The organism is Fontisphaera persica, assembly GCF_024832785.1.
Taxonomy (GTDB): Bacteria; Verrucomicrobiota; Verrucomicrobiia; order Limisphaerales; family Fontisphaeraceae; genus Fontisphaera; species Fontisphaera persica.
Map to the genome: position 1 here is coordinate 2,644,369 of NZ_CP116615.1, position 20,460 is coordinate 2,664,828.

Consider the following 20,460-nt stretch of genomic DNA (forward strand, 5'->3'; position numbering starts at 1 on the left):
GGGCTGTTTTTTTAGGGCTAGTGGCGGATGGGCGGATACCAGGAGCGGCGGTAATACTCCATGGATGGGGCTCATGGCCAGTCCCGTAGAGATAACCTGTTTTTAGAAAAAGGCCCTATAAAAGTTTTCCAGTCCCATTGGGGCGACATGAAACCCGTTACCCCCAACCCTGGCCTTTTACCACGATGGAATAGAGGGAAAAGCAGGCTGAGAGCGTGAAGGGGGAAACACCAACCACGAATGAACACGAATGGACACGGATTTTTAACAGAAGGAAACGAAGGAAACGAAGAGGGAGAACAGGCCCCTCACCCCGGCCTTCTCCCCCGATAGGGGCGAGGGAGTGGCGGTGCGTGGTGGAAATCTGGCGTCCGAAGCTGGACCGGAGAAGCAGACGGGACCTACCTACGCCGGGCCAACGGCAGGCAGGCAAAAGGGAGTGTGAGTTGGTGGAGACGCGCATCCGCTGCGTGCGAGGGCATGTCGCTGACGCATGTGCTGCGTTAGGCGTATTGGTGGAACTCCACGGAAGCAATGCCCGATGACGTGAGCAACGAGGATGTCGTGATGGAGTTGAACACCGACTACAGCACGCGGGGTCTCACCACCAACGAGATCATTGCCGTCGTCCAGGCATGGCAGAGCAGCGCACTGAGTCGCGATTCCATGTTGGAACTCTTCCAGCGTGGTGAAGTCCTCCCGGGCGGCCGAAGCAACGAGGAAGCGGCTGCGCTGCTTGCCCGCGAGAAGCGGCCCGTCATTCAGTCGTGAGGTTGTTGTGCGGTTTGCCTCGCCTCACGGCTTCACCGTGAGCCCTGCGGCCTTCGCCATTGCCGCCTGCCTGTCATCCAGGGTGAAGAAGGTATCGCATCCAGCTTCGGTGGCAGCGGCCACATGGAAAAGGTCGGCGCTGCGACATCCAATGGTTTCGTTGTGGGCCGCGCCCAGCTTTTCCGCCTCGCGCAACACGTCCGTCCAGTCAATTGGCGTGTGCGTCAGCAAGGCTTGCTCCTTCAGGTCGGTGTCGAGTTGCTTCAGTTGCGTCTTCGCCTGCGCAGGGTCAACCAACTTCTGAAACACGGCCAAGCGGATGGCATTGCGCACTTCCAGCCGGTGCCAGGGCGTGAAGGGCAGCGCCTGGCCGTAACGCTCCATCAGCGCAATGGCCTTGGCAGAACTTTGCTGTTGCAAGTAGAGCGCCACGATGAAGCTGGAATCCGCGTAGGCTTTCAAATCGTCCCCCTGTTCTGGTTCATGACTGCCTTCATGGCTTTGTCGGCGATGGTCTTCGTGCCGAACACCTTCTTGAGTCGGGCGGCAATGTCGGGCATTGGGCGTTTGGCCGCCTTCTTCTGTGGCCACGGAATCAAGCGGGCAACGGTTTGCCGCCTCATGGTGATGGCGACTTCTTCGCCCGCGTTAATCCAGGCGAGGATGCGCGCGAAGTCTTGTCTCAATACTCTGACCGATGCAGTCTTCACGTGAAACATAATGTTTCACGAAAGGCCAGATGTCAAATGGCATCTGATCTTCATTCCCAGCGGGTTCACCAGGCGAAATGGTTCCAAGCCAGAAAGGAGACTCCCCGCCAGTCAAGCAGGGACCAACTGGTGGATACCTAACGTGAGTCATCCAGACCTTGTGGAATGTGCCGTTGGACGTGTGCGGTCCGTATTCAGCTTGATTATCAGGCGGACTCTATTTGCGCAGGGTGGCAATCAATTGTTCCAGGCGCCGGCCGTACTCGACAAAGCTTTGGTAGGCCGCCTCGGCCGAGGCCTGGCTGGTGGCGTCGTGAAAGACGACGGCGAGGTGGGGTTCAATGGAAACGCCGGCGTTGTAGCCACGGGCGAGGGCGTCGCGCAAAATCTCGCGCACATAGCCCTGGCCTTCTCCCGGCCAGTTGTAATCGGCGTCATTTTTGGCGGGGTTCCAGGTGGCGTCTTTGATGTGGATGTGGACGACGTAATCACGGATGTGGGTCCAGAACTCCCAGGCATCCTGGCGCGGCCAGGGGCGGGGCCGGGAGCGGTCGGGGTTGAAGACGGGGTTGGCGGTATCAAAGACCCACTTGAGGCCCGGGACTTTTTCCAGCAATTCCAGGGCGTGGCGCCAGCTCATGCCACCGTAGTTCATGCAGTTTTCATGGACGGGTTGCAGGCCGGCGTCGAGGAAACGGCGGGTGACTTCGCGCACGCGCTCAAAGACGACGGGCGGGATGGTGTCGTCTTCGGGGCCGGGTTTGAAGCTCATGATGCGGACGTACCTGGCGCCGAGGCGTTGCATGCGTGGGATGGCGCGGCCGACTTCGGCGAGGGTGACTTCAAAGGGGGTCTCAATGGTTTTGGCCCAATTCATGATGGCGGAGCCAAAGCAATAAACCTGGATGCCGGCCGCCTGCAATTTTTCCACGACCTGGTCGAAGGCGGCGTCGGGGATGTCATGGAAATTGGCCTTGGGGAAGCCAGGGACTTCCACCATGCGGCCTTCGAGGTGTTTCCATCCCAGCGCCCGGGTGGCCTGGATTTGCGCGTCAAGGCTTGCGCCCGCTTCATCGCCGATGCCCATCAAGATCATAGTGATTTTCGGTTGGTGGTTTATTGATGGATGTTTGCGGGGGAAGTTGCAAGTTTCAAGTGCAGCGGCGGGAGGCGCCACGCAGCCGGAGGGGAGGGCAGCCGCTTAGCGCCACCAAAGGTTGAGGACCTGGACGTTGCGCTGGTCCACCCGGCGCAAGATGGCGTAGTAGGTGCGCTGCTGGTCATCCAAGCGCACGTCCACTTCGACCTCAAAGGTAAAACTTTGGGTGCTGAAAAAGCTGGTCAGCGGGTTGGCGGCAGGCGGGGCGGGACGGCCCGGCTGGCCGGGGGCAGGCGGCGGCGCGGCGCCCGGTCCGAAGAGGCCGGGGATGCGGGTCATCTCCATGACATTGCGGAAGGGGGTGTCGTCGTCGGTGCCATCCACGCCGTCGGGGCCGGCGCGTTGTTCGATGATGGCCTGGGCGATGGTTTCATCCACGCCGGGACACATTTGGAGGACGGTGGCGCTGGCGGTGTTGATGTTGACGAAGCGGGCGGACAAGGGGGTGAACACGTCCACCAGCCCCACGGAATAGGTGACCGGCTCCGGTTCGAGGCCGAACCGGGAGCGGGAGCGGCGGCTGACGCTGGGGGGGCCGGCATATTTGGGTCCCCAGAAGAGTTCGGGGGTCACGCCTTTGACGAGCAACAGCTCGTTGATGTCATCCAAGGGGCCGTTTTTGGCGCGGTAGGGGGGGTCGAGGGAACGGTAGTAGTCATTTTCGGCGCCGTTGAGGTGGGTCTGGTCATCGGGGTCAATCCAATCCAGGATGGAGCCGACGATGCCGGCGGATTCGGAAGGTTCGACGCCGACGACGGCGAGGACGTGATTGAGGATGAGTTCGTTGGCGAGGTTGATGTTAATTTTTCGCTCGCAATCGGTGATTTTGACGGAGAAGCGGCCCCGGCCCAGCTCGATGTCGTTGAGGCGGACATTGGCGAGGATGCTGTTGGAATTGCCCGGACCGCCGGCCCATTTTTGGTTGAGGGAGTCATAGGGTTCGTTGGGGATGGTGCGTTGCAAACCGATGACGTACTTGGCCAGCTCGACGCCGGAGCGCCCGAGCCAGTCCATTTCGGCATTGTAGGCGGCGTTGCGGGCAAGGCGGGTTTCAATCTTCATGCGGTAGGCGAAGGCCGCCGCGAGCATGCTGAAGAAGGTGATGACCACCATCACGATGATGAGCGCGATGCCACGGTGGACTGGGTAGGGGGAGGCCGTGCGCATGGTGCGTTCCTCTAATTGCGCGGCACACCGCCGGGGAAACCCAGGCCGGGGGTGGGCGTGGGCGCTGCCGGCGGGGTCACGGTGCCGCTGCCGGTGCGGACCGGCGTGCCCGGCGGCAGGGTGGGCGGCTGGGCGGTGCCGGGGACTTGATACTCGCGGGGCACGACAATGGCGGCCGGGGCGATGACGCGCGAGACCAGCTCGCGGTCATCGCCGAACTGGCGGGAGCGGGGCCCCATGCCGACGGAGACCCGCACCAGCGGGGGGATGCTGTTGGTCTGGCGGTTGAGCCATTCGTCCACCCAATCCTTTTTTTGGGGGTCCCAGAACTCGAGTTTGAAGAGGGTGACATCGCGGCCGAGGGTGATGCGGTAGGGTGGTTCATCGTCCGGGGCCAGGACGGCTTTTTGATAGAGATGCAGCTCGCGGAGGGAATCGGGGCCGTCTTCCACCACAAATTCCACCAGGCGCAAACGTTGTTCGCCATAGAGGCCGCTGCCGGGGAAGGTGGCGGGGAGGCGGGCGGTGAGGCTGAGGGCGGAAAACTCGCCCACTTTTCTGGCTTCAAACCAATACTTGTCGGGGTTGCCGGCGTAGATTTGGGCGGTGTTGAGCGCATCTTCGATGGCCCGGACGGTCATGCGGGCGCGCTGGACGGCGGCGGTGGCTTCGCCGGCGATGCGGGCGCCCTTGGTCAAGGAGGTCCAGGTGGCGTAAATCGAGGCCAGGACCATGGAAAAAATGCCCAGGGCCAGCATCACTTCCAGGAGCGTGAAAGCGCGCTGGCGGGGCGGGGTCGGGGGGAATGGCCGGGGAGCGCTCATGTTATTCACGGAAACCGAAGGTATCGCCCTCGAAGGCCGGGCGGCTGATGCCGCCCTTCATTTTGGAGTCGGGTTTGTAGAGCCAGATGCTGAGGGTGTCGTACAGTTGCGGGCCGCGCTGGCTTTGCTTGAACACAAAGAAGTCCACGCGCCACAAGCCGTTGGAGGCGACGGGGTATTCATCCCGTTCCCAGGTGAAGCCGGGATAAGCGTCGCCAAAATCGCCGCGGGAAGTGGCCTCGTCCAGCATGTTGGTGACGTAGCGTTCAGCGGCCAGCATCCCCGTGTCGGGGGCGCTGATTTGGAGGCCGCGGGCGGCGGCGAGGCCGCGGGTCATGACGCCCAGGATGGAGAGGAGGGCGATGAAGAAAATGCCCACGGCAATCATGACCTCCACCAGAGTAAAGGCACAGCGCGCGCGGCGGACGCCGGTCAGGGGGAAGCGAGGGGGCACACTCATAGACGGAATCAGGTCAACGCCGGTAGCGGGTGGTCTGCTCATTCTCCAGGCGCGGGAGGGCGGTGATGCAATCCAGCTCGATGAACCGCTGCTCATGGCGCGCGGAGGAAAAGACAACGGTAAATTCATCACTGGTGCCGTTGGGATAGAAGCGGACGGGAGCGCTGGGGAACTCGCGGACGTCCACGAAATTCACTTCGAGGGCATCAATGCCCACGTTTTCGGGGACCACAAAGGAGCCTTTGCCGGGGGCCTCGAAAGCGCGGTCGCGGGGCCGGAGCATGAGGGTCTGGGTCTGGCCGGTGAGGATGGCCTGAGCGCGGGCGGCGTGGCAGGCTTCCATCATGGCGGTGACGGAGGCGCGGAGGGCATCCTTTTCCGCGGCGCGAAAAATGGCGGGGATGCCGATGCCCACCACCAGGCCCATGATGGCGACCACAATCATCAGCTCCACCAGGGTGAAGGCGCCCTGCCCTGCGGCGGCGGCAGGTCTGCGAGCCATGAAGGTGGGGGGGCCGGGGTTCATCCGCGTCCGATGCTGTTGGTGATTTCAAACATGGCGGAGAGGATGCTGAAGAGAAGGAGTCCCACGCCGACGGCCATGACGATAATCATGACCGGCTCAATCAAATTGGTCATGACGCGCAGCGCCAGGCTCAGCTCGTTTTCGTAGGTGTCGGCGAGGTTGCGCAAGGCGCCGGGGACATCGCCGGTTTCCTCGCCGATTTTGATGAGGTCAATCATCAACTGGGGGAAGACCTTGCTGCGGGCGAGCGGCTGGGCGAGGGTTTTGCCGTCGGTGACGGCCTCGCGGGTCTGGGCGATGGCCTCTTTAAGGACCTGGTTGGGGATGACCTGCTCGGTGATTTTGAGCGCGGTGAGCACCGGCACGCCGTTTTGCAGGAGAGTGGCCAGGACACGGGCGAATTGGGCGTAAAGATTCAGGCGGAAAATCTGGCCGAAGACCGGGAGGCGGAGTTTCCAACTGTCCAACGCGCGGCGTCCGCCGGGAGAATTTTTGAAGCGCATGAACAGGACGGCGAGGGCGGAGATGACAATGCCGGTGATAACCCAGAAGCTGGGGCTGACCATCAAATCGCCCACCTGCATAAGAATCTGGGTGGGGCGCGGGAGGGGGACCTTGATGCCCTCGAAGATTTCTTTGAACTTCGGCAGCATGAAGGTCATGAAGAAGATGATGATACCGATGCCGACGAAGGTGACCACGGCGGGGTAAATGAGGGCGGAGACAAACTTGGCCTGAACTTCGGCAAAGCGGTGGTAATGTTCGGCGAGCCGGCGCAAGACGTCCACCAGGGCGCCGCTTTGCTCGCCAGCGCGCACCATGTTCACGTACATGTCGCTGAAAATCACCGGTTGACGGGCCATGGCATCGGACAGGCTGCGGCCCTCGGTCACATCCTGGCGCAACTGGCGGCTGACGTCGGCGGGGATGCCCTTGCTCTCGAGGTGGGTCATGCTGTTGAGCGCCACGGTGAGCGGCATGCCGGAGTGCAGGAGGTTGGCCAGTTGCTGGGTGAAGGTGGCGATTTCCTGGAGTTTGGGGCGGCGCTGGCGGAAGAATAAATCGCGCAGCCCCGGCGGCAGGAGGGCGGCGGCGCCGGCAGCGGCGGGGGCCGAGGCGCCCTTGCGGGGGGCTTTGTCCACCACGACGCCGCCTTTGGGCTGGTCCACCATGACGGGCAGAAGGCCCAGGCGCTCGATTTGCGCCAGCGCTGCGGAGCGATCGGGCACATCCAACACGCCGGTAACCACCTCGCCGTTGCGGCGGCGGGCTTTGTAAGTAAATTGCGGCATAAGCAGCAACGCCAGTTTGCTTTAGTTGAATAACCCGTTCAAAGCCAAAAGTTGCTGGGAGGCAGGGGGGGAGGCTGACGCCGGGGCTGCTGAAGGGGGGCATGGCGGGGTGGCATGCTTCCCCGTTTGACTTGGGGCGCGGTTCTTTTTAATTTGGCCGCGCCGTTGGGGCAATTTTTGAGGCGTGTTATTTCCGGCTGGCCAGAGCGGTGGAGCGGCGACCCGGGTGGTGATTACCGGGGCTGGCATCATTACCGCGCTGGGGCAGGGCTGGGCGGTGAATGCGGCGGGTTTTCGGCGCGGGCAGCCTGCGTTTCGCCCGGTCACCCTGTTTGATGTGTCGCGCCAGCGGGCCAAGGTGGCCGCGGAGGTCCACCTGCCCGAGAGCGAGCCTCCCCCCCAGATTCATCCGCATGAGTGGCGGCGGTGGGACCGTGCCAATCATCTGCTTTATCATGCCGCCCGTGAGGCGTGGACGCAGGCGGGCTGGGAGGCGGGGGGACCGGTGAGCATGGTGTTGGGCACCACCAGCGCCGGAATGGCGCGGGGGGAGGAATATTTCCGGCAGGCGGTGGGGCAGCCGCAGGATTTTCGCGCGCAAGCGGGCCGCGGGCTGCATTATCAGGCGCAGCGGCAGGCGCTGAATGTACAGCGGGCTTTGGGATTTTATGGGCCGACGGTGTTCATCGCCAACGCCTGCGCCTCCGGCGCGAATGCGCTGGGCCATGCCTTTGATTTGATTCGGTGGGGGATGGCGGAGCGGGTGTTGGCGGGAGGGTATGATGCGTTGAGCCAGTTGGTGTTTTGTGGTTTTGATTCGCTGCAATCGCTCGCCCCGGTGCAATGCCGCCCCTTTGACCGGCGCCGGGATGGTCTGGCGCTGGGGGAGGGCGCGGGAGTGCTGGCCCTGGAAAGCGAGGCGCAGGCACGGCGGCGCGGGGCGGCAATTTTGGGAGAAATCGCCGGCTATGGGTCCTCCACCGATGCGCACCATCTGACGCAGCCGCATCCGGAAGGGGACGCGGCGTTGCGGGCGATGGTGGAGGCCACGGCCACGGCGGGCATTCGACCGGAGCAGGTGGGGTATCTCAACGCCCACGGGACGGGCACGCCCCTGAATGACAGCGCGGAAGCGCGGGCCATTCAACGGTGGGCCGGGGCGGCGGAAAAAAGGCCGCGGGTCAGTTCGACCAAGGGCGTAATTGGGCATTTGTTGGGCGCGGCGGGGGCGGTGGAAGCCATCGTGTGCCTGATGGCGCTGCGGGAGCAATGGCTGCCGCCCAATGCCGGATGGGAAGAAGCGGACCCGGCGTGTGACCTGCCCCTCATCACCCATCCGCAAGAGGCGCGCGTGGATTACGCGCTGAGCAATTCGTTTGGCTTCGGGGGAGCGAATGCTTCCCTGATTCTGCGCCGATGGTCATGAGCAACCCGGGCATTTACGTGCAAGGCGTGGGCGCCGTCAGCCCGGCGGGATGGGGTGTGGCGGCCTTGCGGGAAGCGGTGCAGCGGGGTGAGCCTTTGCCCGTCAGCGCATTGGAGCGGCCCGGATGGAGCGGCGGTTTGGCCGCGCGCAAAGTGCCGCCCGCGCCGGTGCGTCCGGCGTTTATGGCGCATCCGCGTTTGCGGCGCGCGAGCAGCATCAGCCATTTCACGGTGGCGGCGGCGCTGGAGGCATTGGGCCATCCGACGCCTCCCTTTTCGGGCGAGGGGTTGGGCATCATTTTTTGCACGATGGCCGGGCCGTTGAATTACACGCGGCGTTTTTTTGCCGAGGCGCTGAAGGACCCGGCCACCGCCAGCCCGATGTTGTTTCCCGAAACGGTGCTCAATGCGCCTGCCAGTCATCTGGCGGCCCTGCTGGGGGTCATGGGGCCGGTTTATACGTTGATTGGGGATGACACGGCTTTTTTGTCGGGCCTGGCGCTGGCTGCGCAATGGTTGAGCGCGGGCCGGGTGGAGCGTTGTCTGGTGGTGGCGGCGGAGGAACTGGACTGGCTGCCAGCGGATGCCTTCCGCCTGTTTTTGCGGGGGCACATCGCCAGCGAAGGAGCGGGGGCGATTTTATTGAGCCGCCAAGCCCGGGGGCTCGGCGCCCAACTGGCGGGAGTGAGCGAGCCTTTCAACTACGCCCTGCCGGGCGGCGCCGCGGCAGCGATGCTACAGGCACGGCGGCAGGTGCAAGCCTGGGACGGACGGACGGCGTTGCTCTGCGACAGCCGGATGCATTTGCCGCGGCATGACCGCGCGGAAAATCAGGCATGGCACGACTGGCCCGGGCGATGTTGGTCGCCGCGTCATGTGCTGGGCAATGCGCTGACGGCGGCCAGCGCCTGGCAGGCGGTGCTGGCGGCGGCGGCGGTCCCCCAGGAGGCGGTGACGGCGGCGGTGGTGAGCGTGGCCGGGTGCAATCATCAGGCCATGACCGCCGTCTGGACGCCGGCGTGAACGATTTACAGTTGCCGCGCTGGTTGCGTTTCCGGCAGTATTTTCCCCCGTCATCATGGAAGCGCGGGTCATTTGTATTACCGGCGGCAATGGCAGTCTGGGGCTGGCCATGGCGCGGGCGTTCTTGCAGGAATCGCCCGCCAATCAGATATGGCTGGGGGTGCGGCAGCAACGGGCGCAGGCGGAGAGTCTGTGCGCGGAGCATGCCGGGCGCTGCCATTGCGTGGAGCTGGAAGTCACTTCCGAGGCCTCCTGGAAACAGGCCCTGGCCACGGTGGAAAAGGCGGGCGGCCGGCTGGATGTGCTGGTGAATAATGCGGGGCGGCATCACGACATGCTGCTGGGGCAAATGCCCGTGGACGTCTGGCGGGAGATTGTGCGGGTAAATCTGGAGGGGGTGTTTCTGGGGTGCCAGGCGGCGTTGCCATTGATGATAGCGCGGCGGCAGGGGCGGATTGTGAATATCGCCTCGCTCAGCGCCCTGCTGGCGCCGGCGGGCCAGACGAATTATGCGGCCGCCAAGGCCGGGGTGGTGGCGCTCACCCAGTCGCTGGCCAAGGAAGTGGCGCGCCTGGGCATCACGGTCAACGCGGTGTGCCCCGGATACATCGAGAGCGGCGAGCTGCTGCAACTGCCGGAAGCCGAGCGACAGGCGCGGGCGCGGCAGGTGCCGATGCGGCGGTTTGGCCGGCCGGAGGAAGTGGCAGCGGCGGTGCGATTTTTGGCCAGCGCGGAGGCGGGTTATATTACGGGGGCGGTAATCAAGGTGGATGGAGGGATACTTTAATGGACACGCAGGCAACCAAAGAACAAATCAAACAATTGATGGTGGAAAATCTGATGCTGCAGGTCAGCGCCGCGGAAATCGGCGATGACCAGGCGCTGTTTGGCCCGGACAGTTTGGGGCTGGACAGTGTAGACGCCCTGCAGTTGGTGGTGATGTTGGACAAACATTTTGGCCTCAAAATTGCCGACCCCGAAACGGCGCGGCGGGTGTTGCAAAACATCAACACGATGACGGAGGCCGTGCTGCAGGCCCGCCCCGGGAGCGGGAGCTGAGGGGGCGGCAGCCGGCGCGGTGAAAACAAGACTTGCCGGGCTGGCGGCTTTGTTGTGGAATGATTCAAGCCTGCAAGATAGAGTGGCTTTGAGTTGTATTATGCCTGAGAAAACCATCAACGAAATCCCGCCCGCTGTGCGCGAGATTTTTGAAAAGGGCAAGGTGGCCCTGCAACGCAACATTCTGGATTACGCTTTCATTCATTTCGAGCAGGTGCTGGCCCGCGAACCCGGCTTTTACGAGTGCCGCGAGCTGCTGCGGGCGGCGCAGTTCAAAAAGGCGGGCGCCAAATCGGGGCTGTTCAAGAAGGTGATTGGCGCGGCGAGCTCGCAGCCGATGGTGGCCAAGGCGCAACTGGCGATGCGCAAGGACCCCATCGAGGCAATCGCCATTGCGGAGCAAATCCTCAGCAATGATCCCCACAACTCCGCCGCGCACCGGGTGCTGGCGGAGGCGGCGCTGGCGGCCGACTTTCCCCGGACGGCCATTCTGTCCCTGGAAATACTGGCCAAGGCCGCGCCCAAGGACCGGGCGTTGAAGCTGCAACTGGCCGAGGCCTACCAGCGCATCCACCAGATTGCCAAGGCGGAGGCCATCTACAGCGAGATGTTGAAGGCCAATCCCAACGATGCGGAGGTGGCGCAGGCCTATAAGAATCTTTCGGCGCGGCGGACGCTGGATGAAACCGGTTTTGGCGCGCTGGCCGATGGACAGGGCAGCTACCGGGATGTGCTCAAGGACAAGGAAGAGGCGGTGGCCCTGGAGCAGGAGAACCGGCAGGTCAAGACGGAGGATGTGGCCACGCAGCTCATCCGGGAGAAAGAGGAGCGGCTGGCGCGGGAGCCGAACAATTTGAAAGTGCTGCGGGACCTGGCGGAGCTGCACGCGCAGAAGAAGGATTTCGACAAGGCGCTGGAATATTACGAGCGCATCCGCAATTCTGAAGCGGGGGCGGATCCATCGCTGGAGAAGGCGATTGCCGACACCACGTTGAAGCGCTTTGATTTTCTGCTGGAGTCGCTGGACCCCAACATTCCGGAGCAGGCGCAGCAAATCGCGCAACTGCAGGCGCAGAAGCAGGAGTTTCAGTTGAACGACGCGCGGCAGCGGGTGGAGAAGTATCCGACGGATTTGCAACTGCGCTTCGAGCTGGGGGTGCTCTATTTCAACGCGGGCAAGATCAGCGAGGCGATCCAGGAATTTCAGAAGGCGCAGAACAATCCGGCGCGGCGGATTGCGGCGATGAGCTACCTGGCGCAGTGCTTTGCGAAGCGGGGGATGAATGACCTGGCCGCGCGGAAATTCCAGGAGGCGCTGAAGGAGAAGGTCACGTTCGATGACGAAAAGAAGGAGTTGTTGTACGCGCTGGGTTGTGTGCTGGAGAAGATGGGGAAAAAGGAAGAGGCCATCGAGCAGTTCAAGCTCATCTACGAGGCGGACATTGGCTACAAGGATGTGGCGGCCAAGGTGGACGCCTATTATTCGAGCCAGGGTTGAGCGGGCAGTGGAGCGGGGCGTTTCCGCGCGGCAGGGCTTGAGGCGGCAGGAAGCAAGGCGCGGAAAAACACTTTACAGACCGCTCTGCCGCACGCACATTTAACGGCATGTCGCGCAACACAACGACGGACGGGAAACAGACCGCCCTCCGGGAGGAATCCCAAGCATACCGGTCGGTAAACGCGCTGCACCAAGCCATTGCGCGTTCGCAGCAATACCTGCTGAGCCAGCAGCGGGAGGGCTGCTATTGGATTGGTGAGCTGATGGTGGATGTCACCCTGGTGGCGGACATGGTGGCTTATCATCACTGGAACGGCAAGGTGGACCGCGAGTGGCAGCGCAAGGCGGTCAATCACATCTTTTCGCTGCAACTGCCCGAGGGCGGCTGGAATATTTATTACGGCGGCCCCTCGGAGGTGAATGCCACCATCAAGGCCTACCTGGCGTTGAAACTGGCCGGGGTGCCCATCACGGACCCCCGGATGCTGAAGGCGCGCGAGATTGCCAAGAACCTCGGCGGCGTGCCGCGCATGAACACGTTTTCCAAGCTCTATCTGGCGCTGCTGGGGTTGTATCCCTGGAAGTACGTGCCCACCATCCCCTGCGAGGTCATCCTGCTGGGCAAGTGGTTTCACGTGAATTTCCACGACATGAGCAACTGGACGCGCGCGATGCTCGTGCCGCTGGCCATCATCAATCATTTCAAGCCGACGCGCCGGCCCAATCCGCCGGTCACGCTGGATGAATTGTATCCCGACGGTTACAAGGAGCACGAGCTGGCCCTGGCGCCGGACCCGAAGCTTTTTAGCTGGCGCAATTTCTTTTTGTGGCTGGACAAGCTGCACAAGTTTGCCGAGCTGTGGGCGCAGGCGGGCATTCACCCCTTCCGGCGGACGGCGCTCAAACGCGCGGAAAAATGGATGCTGGAGCGCTTCGAGGGCAGCGACGGACTGGCGGCCATTTTCCCGGCCATGCTCAATTCGCTCATTGCGCTGAAGGCGCTGGGCTATCCGGAGGATCACCCGGAGGTAATTCGCGCCGAGCGGGAGTTGAAGAAACTGGAGCACGAGGAAAAGGACAGCGTGCGGATTGAGCCGTGTTTGTCACCGGTGTGGGACACGGCCATCACGCTGATTGCCCTGCGGGAGTCCGGCGTGCCGGCGGATCATCCGCAGGTGGTGGCGGCGACGCGCTGGCTGCTGGATCGCGAAATCCGTTTTCGCGGCGACTGGGTGCACAAGAATCCGGCGCCGGTGGAGCCGAGCGGGTGGGTGTTTGAGTTTAACAACAAGTGGAATCCGGACGTGGACGATACGGCGATGGTGCTGCTGGCGCTGCGCCTGACGCCCACCGATGACCCTAAACGGCGGGACGAGGCCTACCGGCGGGGGTACCGTTGGATGTTATCGTTCCAATGCAAGGATGGCGGTTGGGCGGCGTTTGACAAGGATTGCACCAAGAGTGTGCTGACGAAGGTGCCGTTTGCGGATCACAATGCGATGCTGGATCCGGAATGCGCGGACATCACGGCCCGTATTCTGGAGGTGATGGGCAAGGAAAACTGCCCGCTGGATGACCCGCAGGTGGTGCGGGCGCTCGAGTACTTGAAGAAGGAGCAGCAACCGGACGGCTCATGGTTTGGGCGGTGGGGGGTCAATTACATCTACGGCACGTGGCAGACGCTCCGGGGGCTGGCCACGTTGAAGTATCCCATGAATGAACCGTGGCTGTTGCGCGCGCGGGACTGGCTGGAAAGTGTGCAGCACGAGGATGGCGGCTGGGGCGAGCGGTGCAATACTTATGATGACCCGGTGTTCAAGGGGCAAGGCCCCAGCACGGCGTCGCAAACGGCGTGGGCGTTGATGGGGCTGCTGGCCTTTGGCGACCCCGACCGCCCGAGCATCCGGCGGGGGGTGGAGTATCTCATTCGCACGCAAAATCCGGACGGCTCGTGGTCCGAAGAGGAGACCACCGGCACGGGTTTCCCGCAGGTGTTTTATCTGAAGTACGACATGTACCGCAACAACTGGCCGCTGCTGGCGCTGGCGGAGTACAAAAAGCTGCTCGAAGCCAAAGCTGCCGGCAAAGGGCCCAATGGACGCGAGCATCCTGAGTTTCGGGCGGCGGACGCCGTGGCGCCCCAGGCCAGCCGGCGTGTTTAACGGGGCGGGCGCCGGGTCATGGGGTATTGCAGGGAGTGCTTGGGGATGGAGCAGGCAGGCTCGGTCATCATGTCGCCCAGGGTGTAAGTGCCGCCGGCCGGGCAGACAGGTTTTTGCTGGAAATACTTGCCCGGCCCCACCAAGTCGTCCCAGGTGGGCGCGTCAGTGTTGCGCTTTTTATTTTCACGAAACCATTGCTCCTTGGCGGCGTCCAACTGGCGCAGGTGATTGAGGCAGGCATTGCGCTGGGAGGTTTCGCGGGCTTTCTGGAAGTTGGGCAGGGCCACCCCCAACAGCAAAATCAGCATCAACATGCCGAGCGCGGCCGAAACGCAGAGGCCGCCAATGGCCAGTCCCCTGCCCTGCCAGCGTCCGGGATGGCGTTGGAAGCGGACCAGGGCCATGATGGCCATGACCAGTCCGGCCAGGCCGGAGAGGCCCAGGGTGCAGGGGGTCAACAACCCTGCCACCAATGAGCCCACCGCCAGCGCGCTGAGCCGGGGCTTGTTAGCAGGGGGCGTGGGGACGGTGGCGGTCGTGGAGGGCAATGGCGCCACCACCACCGGGGGCGGTGGCACCACGTCCTGCCAGTCCGGCCATGTGCCCAGGGCCTGCCACTGGGAGGAGTCCTCGCGGCGCAACAGGCTGGCGTGATTAAGGCGCCCTTCCTCCAACCAACGTCGGATTACGGAGGCATCCACCGGGCCATATTCACGCTGGTCAGCTCCTCGTACGTAATAGCGGGTTGTCTCCATAAGGGAAACGGGTCGTTGCCAATGAAAGGAGGCTGGCACAAAGGCCACGGGAGGAGCAATGGGAAAAGGTGAAAAAAGTGCTTGCCAGCGTGGGGGTGATGGTTTAATTACTTAATTATGTTAATAAATTATTGCCACGCCTTCCTGGCTTGCGCCCCAATGTGCGCCTCTCCCGGGCGGGGCGTGGCGAATCCCGTTCTTGCCGTCATGCTGCGTCTTCACCCCCAACCCTGTTGATGGATTATGGCCACCACCCTGACGTTGATTTCTGCGGATGCCGCGCTGCGGGCGCGGCTGGTGCCGCTGTTCAATGACTCGCCGTCGTTTCATTGCGTGGGCGTTTATGCCTCGGCGGCGCAACTGTGCGCACAAAGCCGCACGAGTCCCTCGGACTTGCTGCTGCTGGACGTGGACTGGCAGCAGCCCGGCTGGCTGGCGGATGTGGGCCGGGCGCGATTGCTGGCGGGGGAGGCGGCGGTGGTGGTTTTGACGCCGGATGAGTCCCCGGAGATGCTGGTGCTGGCGATGGCCCATGGGGCCTGCGGGTACGTGTTGCGGCAGGAAAGCGGCGCGGCGATGCTGGCGCGGCTGGAGGAGGTGGCGCGGGGGTTGTCGCCGATTTCCGGGGCGGTGGCCCGGCAGCTTATTCAGCGGGTGCAGGGGCAGTCGGTGGCCACGCGGCATCTGGCACGCCTGTCTTTGCGGGAGAAGGAAATTCTGGAATTTCTGGCGCTGGGTTATCCTTACAAGCAAATTGCCGACCAGCTTGCCATCAGCATCAACACGGTGCGGACGTACGTGCGCCGTCTCTATGCGAAGCTGGAGGTGCCCTGCCGCGCGCATGCGGTGTTGAAGTGCCAGCCGGCGCCGTGGGGCGCGGTGCAACAGGTCATGGCGGGCCCTGGCGGGACGGGACCGCTGCCGTCGCTGGCCGCAAGATGCGGCTTGCCAACTGACCGCAAGCTGGTTTAAGCACTTGGCGGTGAGAGCCACCCGCCGGCCTTGCTCGCTGCGGCGAGTGGGGGCTTGACCGGCCGAGGCTCGGCAGTGGACAGGCAGCCGGGATTTGCTCCCTGCGCCTTGCGGCAAACGAGATTCTAGACGCGGTATGGTGGGCATCAGCACAGCAGCCATTCCCGCCTCCCTGCGGCGGGCCAACGAACGCACGCTCCTGGGGGCCTTGCTGCGGCTGGGCGAGGCCAGCCGTGCCGAGCTGGCCAAGGTGGCGGGCTTGAGCCAGCCCACCATTGGCAAAATCACCTCGGAATTGCTGGACCTGGGTGTCTTGCTGGAGGAGGAGGAATCGGGCCTGCCCAACGGCACCGCGGATGCAGTCCCCAAAGTGGGACGGCCTGGCCGGCGGCTGCGGCTGAACGATACGCAGGCGCGGTTTCTGGCGATTGAGCTGGATGTGGCGGAGACGCGGCTGGCTCCCCTGCCCTTGCGGGTGCGGGAGGATGCCTGGACGCAGCGTTTTGCCACGCCTGAAAGCCCGCAGGCCTGGCAGGCGCAACTGGCGCGCAGTCTCAAGAAGGTGAATCTCCACGGCCTCTGGGGCGCGCTCATCAGCGTGCCGGGGATTGTGGACGAAAAAGCGGGGAAGGTGTTGTTTTCCCCCAATTTGCACTGGTCGGAAAAAGCCAGCCTGCCGGAGCTGATTCAGGAGGTGGTGGGCATGCCGGTGCTCATGATTCAGGAAATTCGCGCGCTGGCGCTGGGTCATCTGGCCACCAATCCGGAAGTCCAGAATTTTCTTTTGGTGGACTTTGGGCAGGGAGTGGGCGGGGCCATTGTCAAACAGGGCAAGCTGTATGACAATCCCCTGCCCCTCTGCGGTGAACTGGGGCACACGCCGGTGGCCGGCAACCGGCGGCCGTGCGGTTGCGGCGCGGTGGGCTGCGTGGAGACGCTGGTCAGCCGGCCGGGGTTGTTGCGCAGTTTTGCGGAAGCCCGCCGGGGCGGCAGTGCGCCGGGGTGGGAGGATTTGTGCAGCCATCTGGCCCAGCACGGGATGCCCGCGTGGCTGGCGGATTCACTGGAGGCCGCCGCCACGGTGATTGCCGGGGCGCTCAATGTGCTGGGGCTGCGGCAGGTGGTGCTGACGGGGCATGTGGTGGAGCTGCCACCGGCGGTGATTGAGTATCTGAGCCGGGCGATTGAACGCGGCGCCATGTGGGCGCGCTTTGGCCAAGTTCTCTGCACGGCCGCGCCGCGGCATCGTGCGGCGGGTCTGGCGGTGATGGGCATGGACCGGCTGCTGGTGCCGGTGGCGCATCAGGAAGGTTTGCGGAGTCTCAAGCCCCGGGCCTGAACGGCCGCCAGCCTTTGGGCACAAGTCCGGGCGGGGCCCGGCGGCGTGTTCAGGGAAAGCTGGGTAGATCATGACCCCGGTGGAGGGGTGGAGGCAAGTCGGGATGGTGGGGTTGGGAGAGGTTGAGGGGGAGCCAGTGGATTAGGGCCCCGGCGAGGGCTGGGGCCTTGGCGTTGAGGATTTGGAGTGGGCTTTGCCATTCTTTGCCGCGGTTGGGGCGGACGAGGTTGAAGTACAGCCAGTAGGTGGTGATTTTGGCCCAAAAGTCTTGGGGGCTGGAGAAGGTTTCGCGGTCGAAGAATTCGTCTTCGACCAGGCGGTGGACGGTTTCGACGTCGCTTTGCCAGGTGTAGCGTTTGGGAGGGATGAAGCGGTGGTCGGAGCCGAGGGCGCGGACGGTGGCGGGGAGGCCTTGGTGGTGTTGGTTGACTTGGAATTCACTGCCGTTGTCGGTTTGCCAGACCAGGGTGGTGAGGTTGACGCCGTGGGCGGCGAGGTGGGCGGAGAGTTGTGTGGCCAGGAGGGTGGCGTAGGATTTGGAGAGTTCGTCGGCGTAGCCGGTGAAGCAGGCGCCGGAGACTGGTTCGCGGACGGTGTATTGGAAGCGGGGGAGGTGGAGGCGGTTCATTTGGGGCCAGTAATGGGGAATGTCCTGTAAATACTTGGTATCGGCGGAGAGTTGGGAGAAGAGTGGCCAGTTCCGTTTGAGGGCGCGGAGGAGTTTTTTGGTGGCGGGTTTCTTTTTGCGTGGGCGGAGGAGATGGTGTTGGCGGAGGACGCGGGCGATGGCGTTGTGGCTGCAGGGGAGGGCGAATTCGCGCTGGAGGCGTTCGGCGCCGAAGCCGGTTTGGTGGCGGAGTTTGACGATTTGGCCTTCGAGGCCGGAGGGGATACGGCGGGGGGAGCGTCGTGGGCGGCGGCTGTGTTCTTGGAGGGAGGAGGGCTTGCCGGGCACGTGGCGTCGGAGCCATTTACGGACGGTGTTGCGGGAACAGCCGAACTCGCGGACGGCGGCTTTGATGCCGTGGGTTTTGGCGAAGGCGACGAGTTTTTGTCGCAACCAATGGCGGTGGGTGCGCATACGGTACAATTCAAAGTAGGTGGTGTGCACGCCGGGAGGATAGCAGATGGGGCGCGCCGCTGCTGCACCTCCTCCGGAGGAGGTGCAGCAGCTCATCCTTGCGGCGTGCACTCAACACGTTGATCTTAACCACGGGGGTCATGATTCTACCCAGTCTTTCCCAACGGCGGCGTGTTCTTGCTTGTGCCATCGGTGCTTTTCTTTTATCAAGGTCCCACGCAATGCATGCATCTATGAAGTGGAATCGCCGCCAGTTTGTGCAATCCGCCGCGCTGGCCACCGCCGCGGTGGCCACGGGGACACGGGGCTGGGCCGCCGCCAAGCCGGCGGCCGCCAAAGTGACGTATGTGGATTGCCACACCCACATTTATGACCCTACCCGTCCTCAAGGCGTGCCGTGGCCGCCCCGCGAGGAGGGCCGTCTTTACCGGCCGGTGCTGCCGGCGCATTTGCGGAAGGTGTCGGCCAAACACCGCGTCACCGGCACGATTATCGTGGAGGCCAGCGAGTGGCTGGCAGACAATGACTGGGTGCTGGAGCAGGCGGCGAAGGACAAATTCATTCTGGGCGTGGTGGGCCGGCTGGCCCTGGAAGACCCGGAGTTTGAGCCGCAGTTGCGCCGTTTGAGCCGCAATCCGCTGTTTCGCGGCATCCGCGTGCGCGGCGGCGCCTCGCCCAAGGCCGCCGAAAAAACCGCCGAGCGCGCCCTGGGTTTGCTGGCGGATTTTAATTTGACGCTGGATTTCAACTGCCTGCCGACGCAATTGCCAGTGGCGGCCCAGGTGGCCAGGCAAAATCCGCGCCTGCGCATCGTCATCAATCACCTGGCCAATGTGACGATTGACGGCAAGGCGCCGCCCGCAGCGTGGGTGGACGCGATGAAGGCGGTCGCGGAGCATGAGCGCGTTTTTCTGAAGGTGTCCGGGCTGGTGGAAGGGACGCGCCGGGATGATTTCCGCGCGCCGCGGGAGCTGGATTATTACCGGCCGGTGCTGGATGCGGCCACGGAGATTTTTGGGGTGAACCGGCTGATTTTCGGCAGCAATTATCCGGTGAGCGAATTGTTTGCGCCGTATGCGACGGTTATTGGTTTGATTGAGCAGTATTTCGGCGAAAAGGGGCCGCAAACGCTGCAACTGGTGGCCGCGGAGAATTCCCGCCGGGCCTACCTCTGGCAAGAGCGCAAGTAAGCGGGGCGGGAAGCGGCTCAGGAAGGAGACTCCGGCGGCGGCGGGGCCGTGCTCTGGCGGACCAAGACTTCCGCCGGCAGGCGCAGGCTCTGGGCCGGCTCGCCTTTCAAGCACTGGTGCAACAAATCGAAAGCGGCTTTGCCCAGGCGCATCTTGGGCTGGCGCACGGTGGTCAGGGGCACGCGAAAATGTTCCGCGAGGAGGACGTTGCCAAAGCCCGCGATGGAAATATCCCGGGGAATTTGCCAGCCCTGGCGAAGGAGAAAGTGGGCCGCGCCAATAGCCACCAAATCATTCACTGCCATCAAGGCGGTGGGCCGCAGGGCTTCCTGGGCTAATTGGGCGGCGGCCTGTTCACCTTCTTCAATGGTGGCGCCCGCGTTGAAGATGAGGCGGTCATCCGGTTCGATACCCGCTTCGCGCAAGGCGGTGCGATAGCCTTCGAGCCGCTCGCGATTGCTGGGAGAAATTACCGGCCCGGCAAAATAGGCAATGCGCCGGTGGCCCAGTTCGAGGAGGTGGAGGGTGAGCTGGCGGCTGGCCTCGAAGTCAGCGGTTTCGACTGCCAGAAAGGACTCGCAAAAGGGCGCGCGATGGCCGAGGAGGACGGTTTTGACGTTGCGGCGCCGGAGCTCTTCGTAGATGGGCGCGGTGGGTTGCAGGCGGTACACCGGACTGAGGAACAAGCCATCCACGTGGCGCGAGAGCATGCGGCGGAGGGCATGTTCCTCGCGGGCAGGGTCATTGAGGGAGTGGGCGAGCAGCAAATCGTAGCCGTGGGCGTGGGCCTGCTCCTCCAACGCCAGCAGCACGCGGCCGAAGATGGGATTGGTGACGGTGGAAATCACCACGCCGAGCAGGCGGGTCTTGCGGCTGCGCAAGCCGCGCGCCATGGCGTTGGGCATGTAGCCCATTTCCTCCGCCAGGGCCCGGATGCGGGCCTTGGTGGCGGCTGAAACGTCCGGCGCATCGTGCATGACCTTGGAGACGGTCATCACCGTCACGCCCGCGCGCGCTGCTATGTCTTTCAAACGCACCATGAGGACA

21 protein-coding genes are annotated in these 20,460 nt (G+C 63.5%); 10 read left to right on the forward strand and 11 right to left on the reverse strand.

The genetic code is table 11. From position 1 onward, the window contains the following. The first annotated feature begins 546 nt into the window (after positions 1 to 546). Entirely contained in the window at positions 547 to 771 is a 225-nt protein-coding gene (locus tag NXS98_RS09835; RefSeq protein WP_283844788.1) for a hypothetical protein, read from the forward strand. A gap of 24 nt (positions 772 to 795) precedes the next feature. Here NXS98_RS09835 and NXS98_RS09840 read toward each other — a convergent pair whose 3' ends face one another. From NXS98_RS09840 to NXS98_RS09875, 8 genes are all read right to left on the reverse strand, one after another. Then, the gene (locus NXS98_RS09840) at positions 796 to 1,233 is read right to left on the reverse strand and encodes a type II toxin-antitoxin system VapC family toxin (protein WP_283844789.1); all 438 of its coding nucleotides are present in this window, start codon (positions 1,231 to 1,233) and stop codon (positions 796 to 798) included. Beyond that, positions 1,230 to 1,490 carry a type II toxin-antitoxin system Phd/YefM family antitoxin gene (locus NXS98_RS09845; RefSeq protein WP_283844790.1) on the reverse strand — a complete coding sequence of 87 codons (261 nt, stop codon included), beginning with the start codon at positions 1,488 to 1,490 and terminating at the stop codon, positions 1,230 to 1,232. The genes NXS98_RS09840 and NXS98_RS09845 overlap by 4 nt, the downstream gene beginning before the upstream one ends. 208 nt (positions 1,491 to 1,698) lie before the next feature. Then, on the reverse strand, positions 1,699 to 2,577 hold the full coding sequence (locus NXS98_RS09850; protein WP_283844791.1) for a sugar phosphate isomerase/epimerase family protein: 879 nt from the start codon (positions 2,575 to 2,577) through the stop codon (positions 1,699 to 1,701). 105 nt (positions 2,578 to 2,682) lie between these two features. Next, positions 2,683 to 3,807 (reverse strand): type II secretion system minor pseudopilin, encoded by a 1,125-nt coding sequence (locus NXS98_RS09855; RefSeq protein ID WP_283844792.1) that lies wholly within the window; start codon positions 3,805 to 3,807, stop codon positions 2,683 to 2,685. Between the two features lie 11 nt (positions 3,808 to 3,818). Beyond that, entirely contained in the window at positions 3,819 to 4,631 is an 813-nt protein-coding gene (locus NXS98_RS09860; protein WP_283844793.1) for a PulJ/GspJ family protein, read from the reverse strand. 1 nt (position 4,632) lies between these two features. Beyond that, a complete protein-coding gene (locus NXS98_RS09865; protein WP_283844794.1) occupies positions 4,633 to 5,091 on the reverse strand; it encodes a type IV pilus modification PilV family protein in 459 nt (152 codons plus the stop codon). Between the two features lie 13 nt (positions 5,092 to 5,104). Beyond that, on the reverse strand, positions 5,105 to 5,593 hold the full coding sequence (locus NXS98_RS09870; protein WP_283844795.1) for a prepilin-type N-terminal cleavage/methylation domain-containing protein: 489 nt from the start codon (positions 5,591 to 5,593) through the stop codon (positions 5,105 to 5,107). A 20-nt stretch (positions 5,594 to 5,613) separates the two neighbouring features. Continuing rightward, entirely contained in the window at positions 5,614 to 6,909 is a 1,296-nt protein-coding gene (locus NXS98_RS09875; RefSeq protein WP_283844796.1) for a type II secretion system F family protein, read from the reverse strand. A 184-nt stretch (positions 6,910 to 7,093) separates the two neighbouring features. Between NXS98_RS09875 and NXS98_RS09880 the strand changes: the two genes are divergently transcribed. From NXS98_RS09880 to shc, 6 genes are all read left to right on the forward strand, one after another. Continuing rightward, positions 7,094 to 8,335, forward strand: a complete 1,242-nt coding sequence (locus tag NXS98_RS09880; RefSeq protein ID WP_283844797.1) for a beta-ketoacyl-[acyl-carrier-protein] synthase family protein — start codon at positions 7,094 to 7,096, stop codon at positions 8,333 to 8,335. Then, positions 8,332 to 9,357, forward strand: a complete 1,026-nt coding sequence (locus NXS98_RS09885) for a beta-ketoacyl-[acyl-carrier-protein] synthase family protein (RefSeq protein ID WP_283844798.1) — start codon at positions 8,332 to 8,334, stop codon at positions 9,355 to 9,357. Before NXS98_RS09880 ends, NXS98_RS09885 begins: the two co-directional genes overlap by 4 nt. Positions 9,358 to 9,412: 55 nt before the next feature. After that, positions 9,413 to 10,144 carry an SDR family oxidoreductase gene (locus NXS98_RS09890; protein WP_283844799.1) on the forward strand — a complete coding sequence of 244 codons (732 nt, stop codon included), beginning with the start codon at positions 9,413 to 9,415 and terminating at the stop codon, positions 10,142 to 10,144. Next, positions 10,144 to 10,416 (forward strand): ApeE family acyl carrier protein, encoded by a 273-nt coding sequence (locus tag NXS98_RS09895; protein WP_283844800.1) that lies wholly within the window; start codon positions 10,144 to 10,146, stop codon positions 10,414 to 10,416. Before NXS98_RS09890 ends, NXS98_RS09895 begins: the two co-directional genes overlap by 1 nt. Before the next feature lie 100 nt (positions 10,417 to 10,516). Next, positions 10,517 to 11,914, forward strand: coding sequence for a tetratricopeptide repeat protein (locus NXS98_RS09900; RefSeq protein WP_283844801.1), 1,398 nt, complete (start codon positions 10,517 to 10,519; stop codon positions 11,912 to 11,914). A gap of 107 nt (positions 11,915 to 12,021) precedes the next feature. Beyond that, positions 12,022 to 14,076: a squalene--hopene cyclase gene (gene shc, locus NXS98_RS09905; protein WP_283844802.1), complete on the forward strand. Its 2,055-nt coding sequence runs from the start codon at positions 12,022 to 12,024 to the stop codon at positions 14,074 to 14,076. Here shc and NXS98_RS09910 read toward each other — a convergent pair. After that, positions 14,073 to 14,831 carry a GYF domain-containing protein gene (locus NXS98_RS09910; RefSeq protein WP_283844803.1) on the reverse strand — a complete coding sequence of 253 codons (759 nt, stop codon included), beginning with the start codon at positions 14,829 to 14,831 and terminating at the stop codon, positions 14,073 to 14,075. The two genes, shc and NXS98_RS09910, sit on opposite strands and share 4 nt — an antisense overlap. Before the next feature lie 243 nt (positions 14,832 to 15,074). Between NXS98_RS09910 and NXS98_RS09915 the strand changes: the two genes are divergently transcribed. Further along, entirely contained in the window at positions 15,075 to 15,803 is a 729-nt protein-coding gene (locus NXS98_RS09915) for a LuxR C-terminal-related transcriptional regulator (RefSeq protein ID WP_283844804.1), read from the forward strand. A 136-nt stretch (positions 15,804 to 15,939) separates the two neighbouring features. Then, positions 15,940 to 17,142: an ROK family transcriptional regulator gene (locus tag NXS98_RS09920; RefSeq protein ID WP_283844805.1), complete on the forward strand. Its 1,203-nt coding sequence runs from the start codon at positions 15,940 to 15,942 to the stop codon at positions 17,140 to 17,142. Between the two features lie 49 nt (positions 17,143 to 17,191). Here the strand turns inward: NXS98_RS09920 and NXS98_RS09925 are convergent, their stop codons facing one another. Beyond that, the gene (locus NXS98_RS09925; RefSeq protein ID WP_283844806.1) at positions 17,192 to 18,253 is read right to left on the reverse strand and encodes a helix-turn-helix domain-containing protein; all 1,062 of its coding nucleotides are present in this window, start codon (positions 18,251 to 18,253) and stop codon (positions 17,192 to 17,194) included. A gap of 203 nt (positions 18,254 to 18,456) precedes the next feature. On the opposite strand from NXS98_RS09925, the gene NXS98_RS09930 reads away from it, so the two are divergent. Continuing rightward, complete coding sequence (locus NXS98_RS09930; RefSeq protein ID WP_283844808.1) at positions 18,457 to 19,413, forward strand: amidohydrolase family protein; 957 nt, start codon at positions 18,457 to 18,459, stop codon at positions 19,411 to 19,413. Positions 19,414 to 19,430: 17 nt separating this feature from the next. Here NXS98_RS09930 and NXS98_RS09935 read toward each other — a convergent pair whose 3' ends face one another. Beyond that, entirely contained in the window at positions 19,431 to 20,453 is a 1,023-nt protein-coding gene (locus tag NXS98_RS09935) for a LacI family DNA-binding transcriptional regulator (protein ID WP_283844809.1), read from the reverse strand. Positions 20,454 to 20,460: the final 7 nt, after the last annotated feature.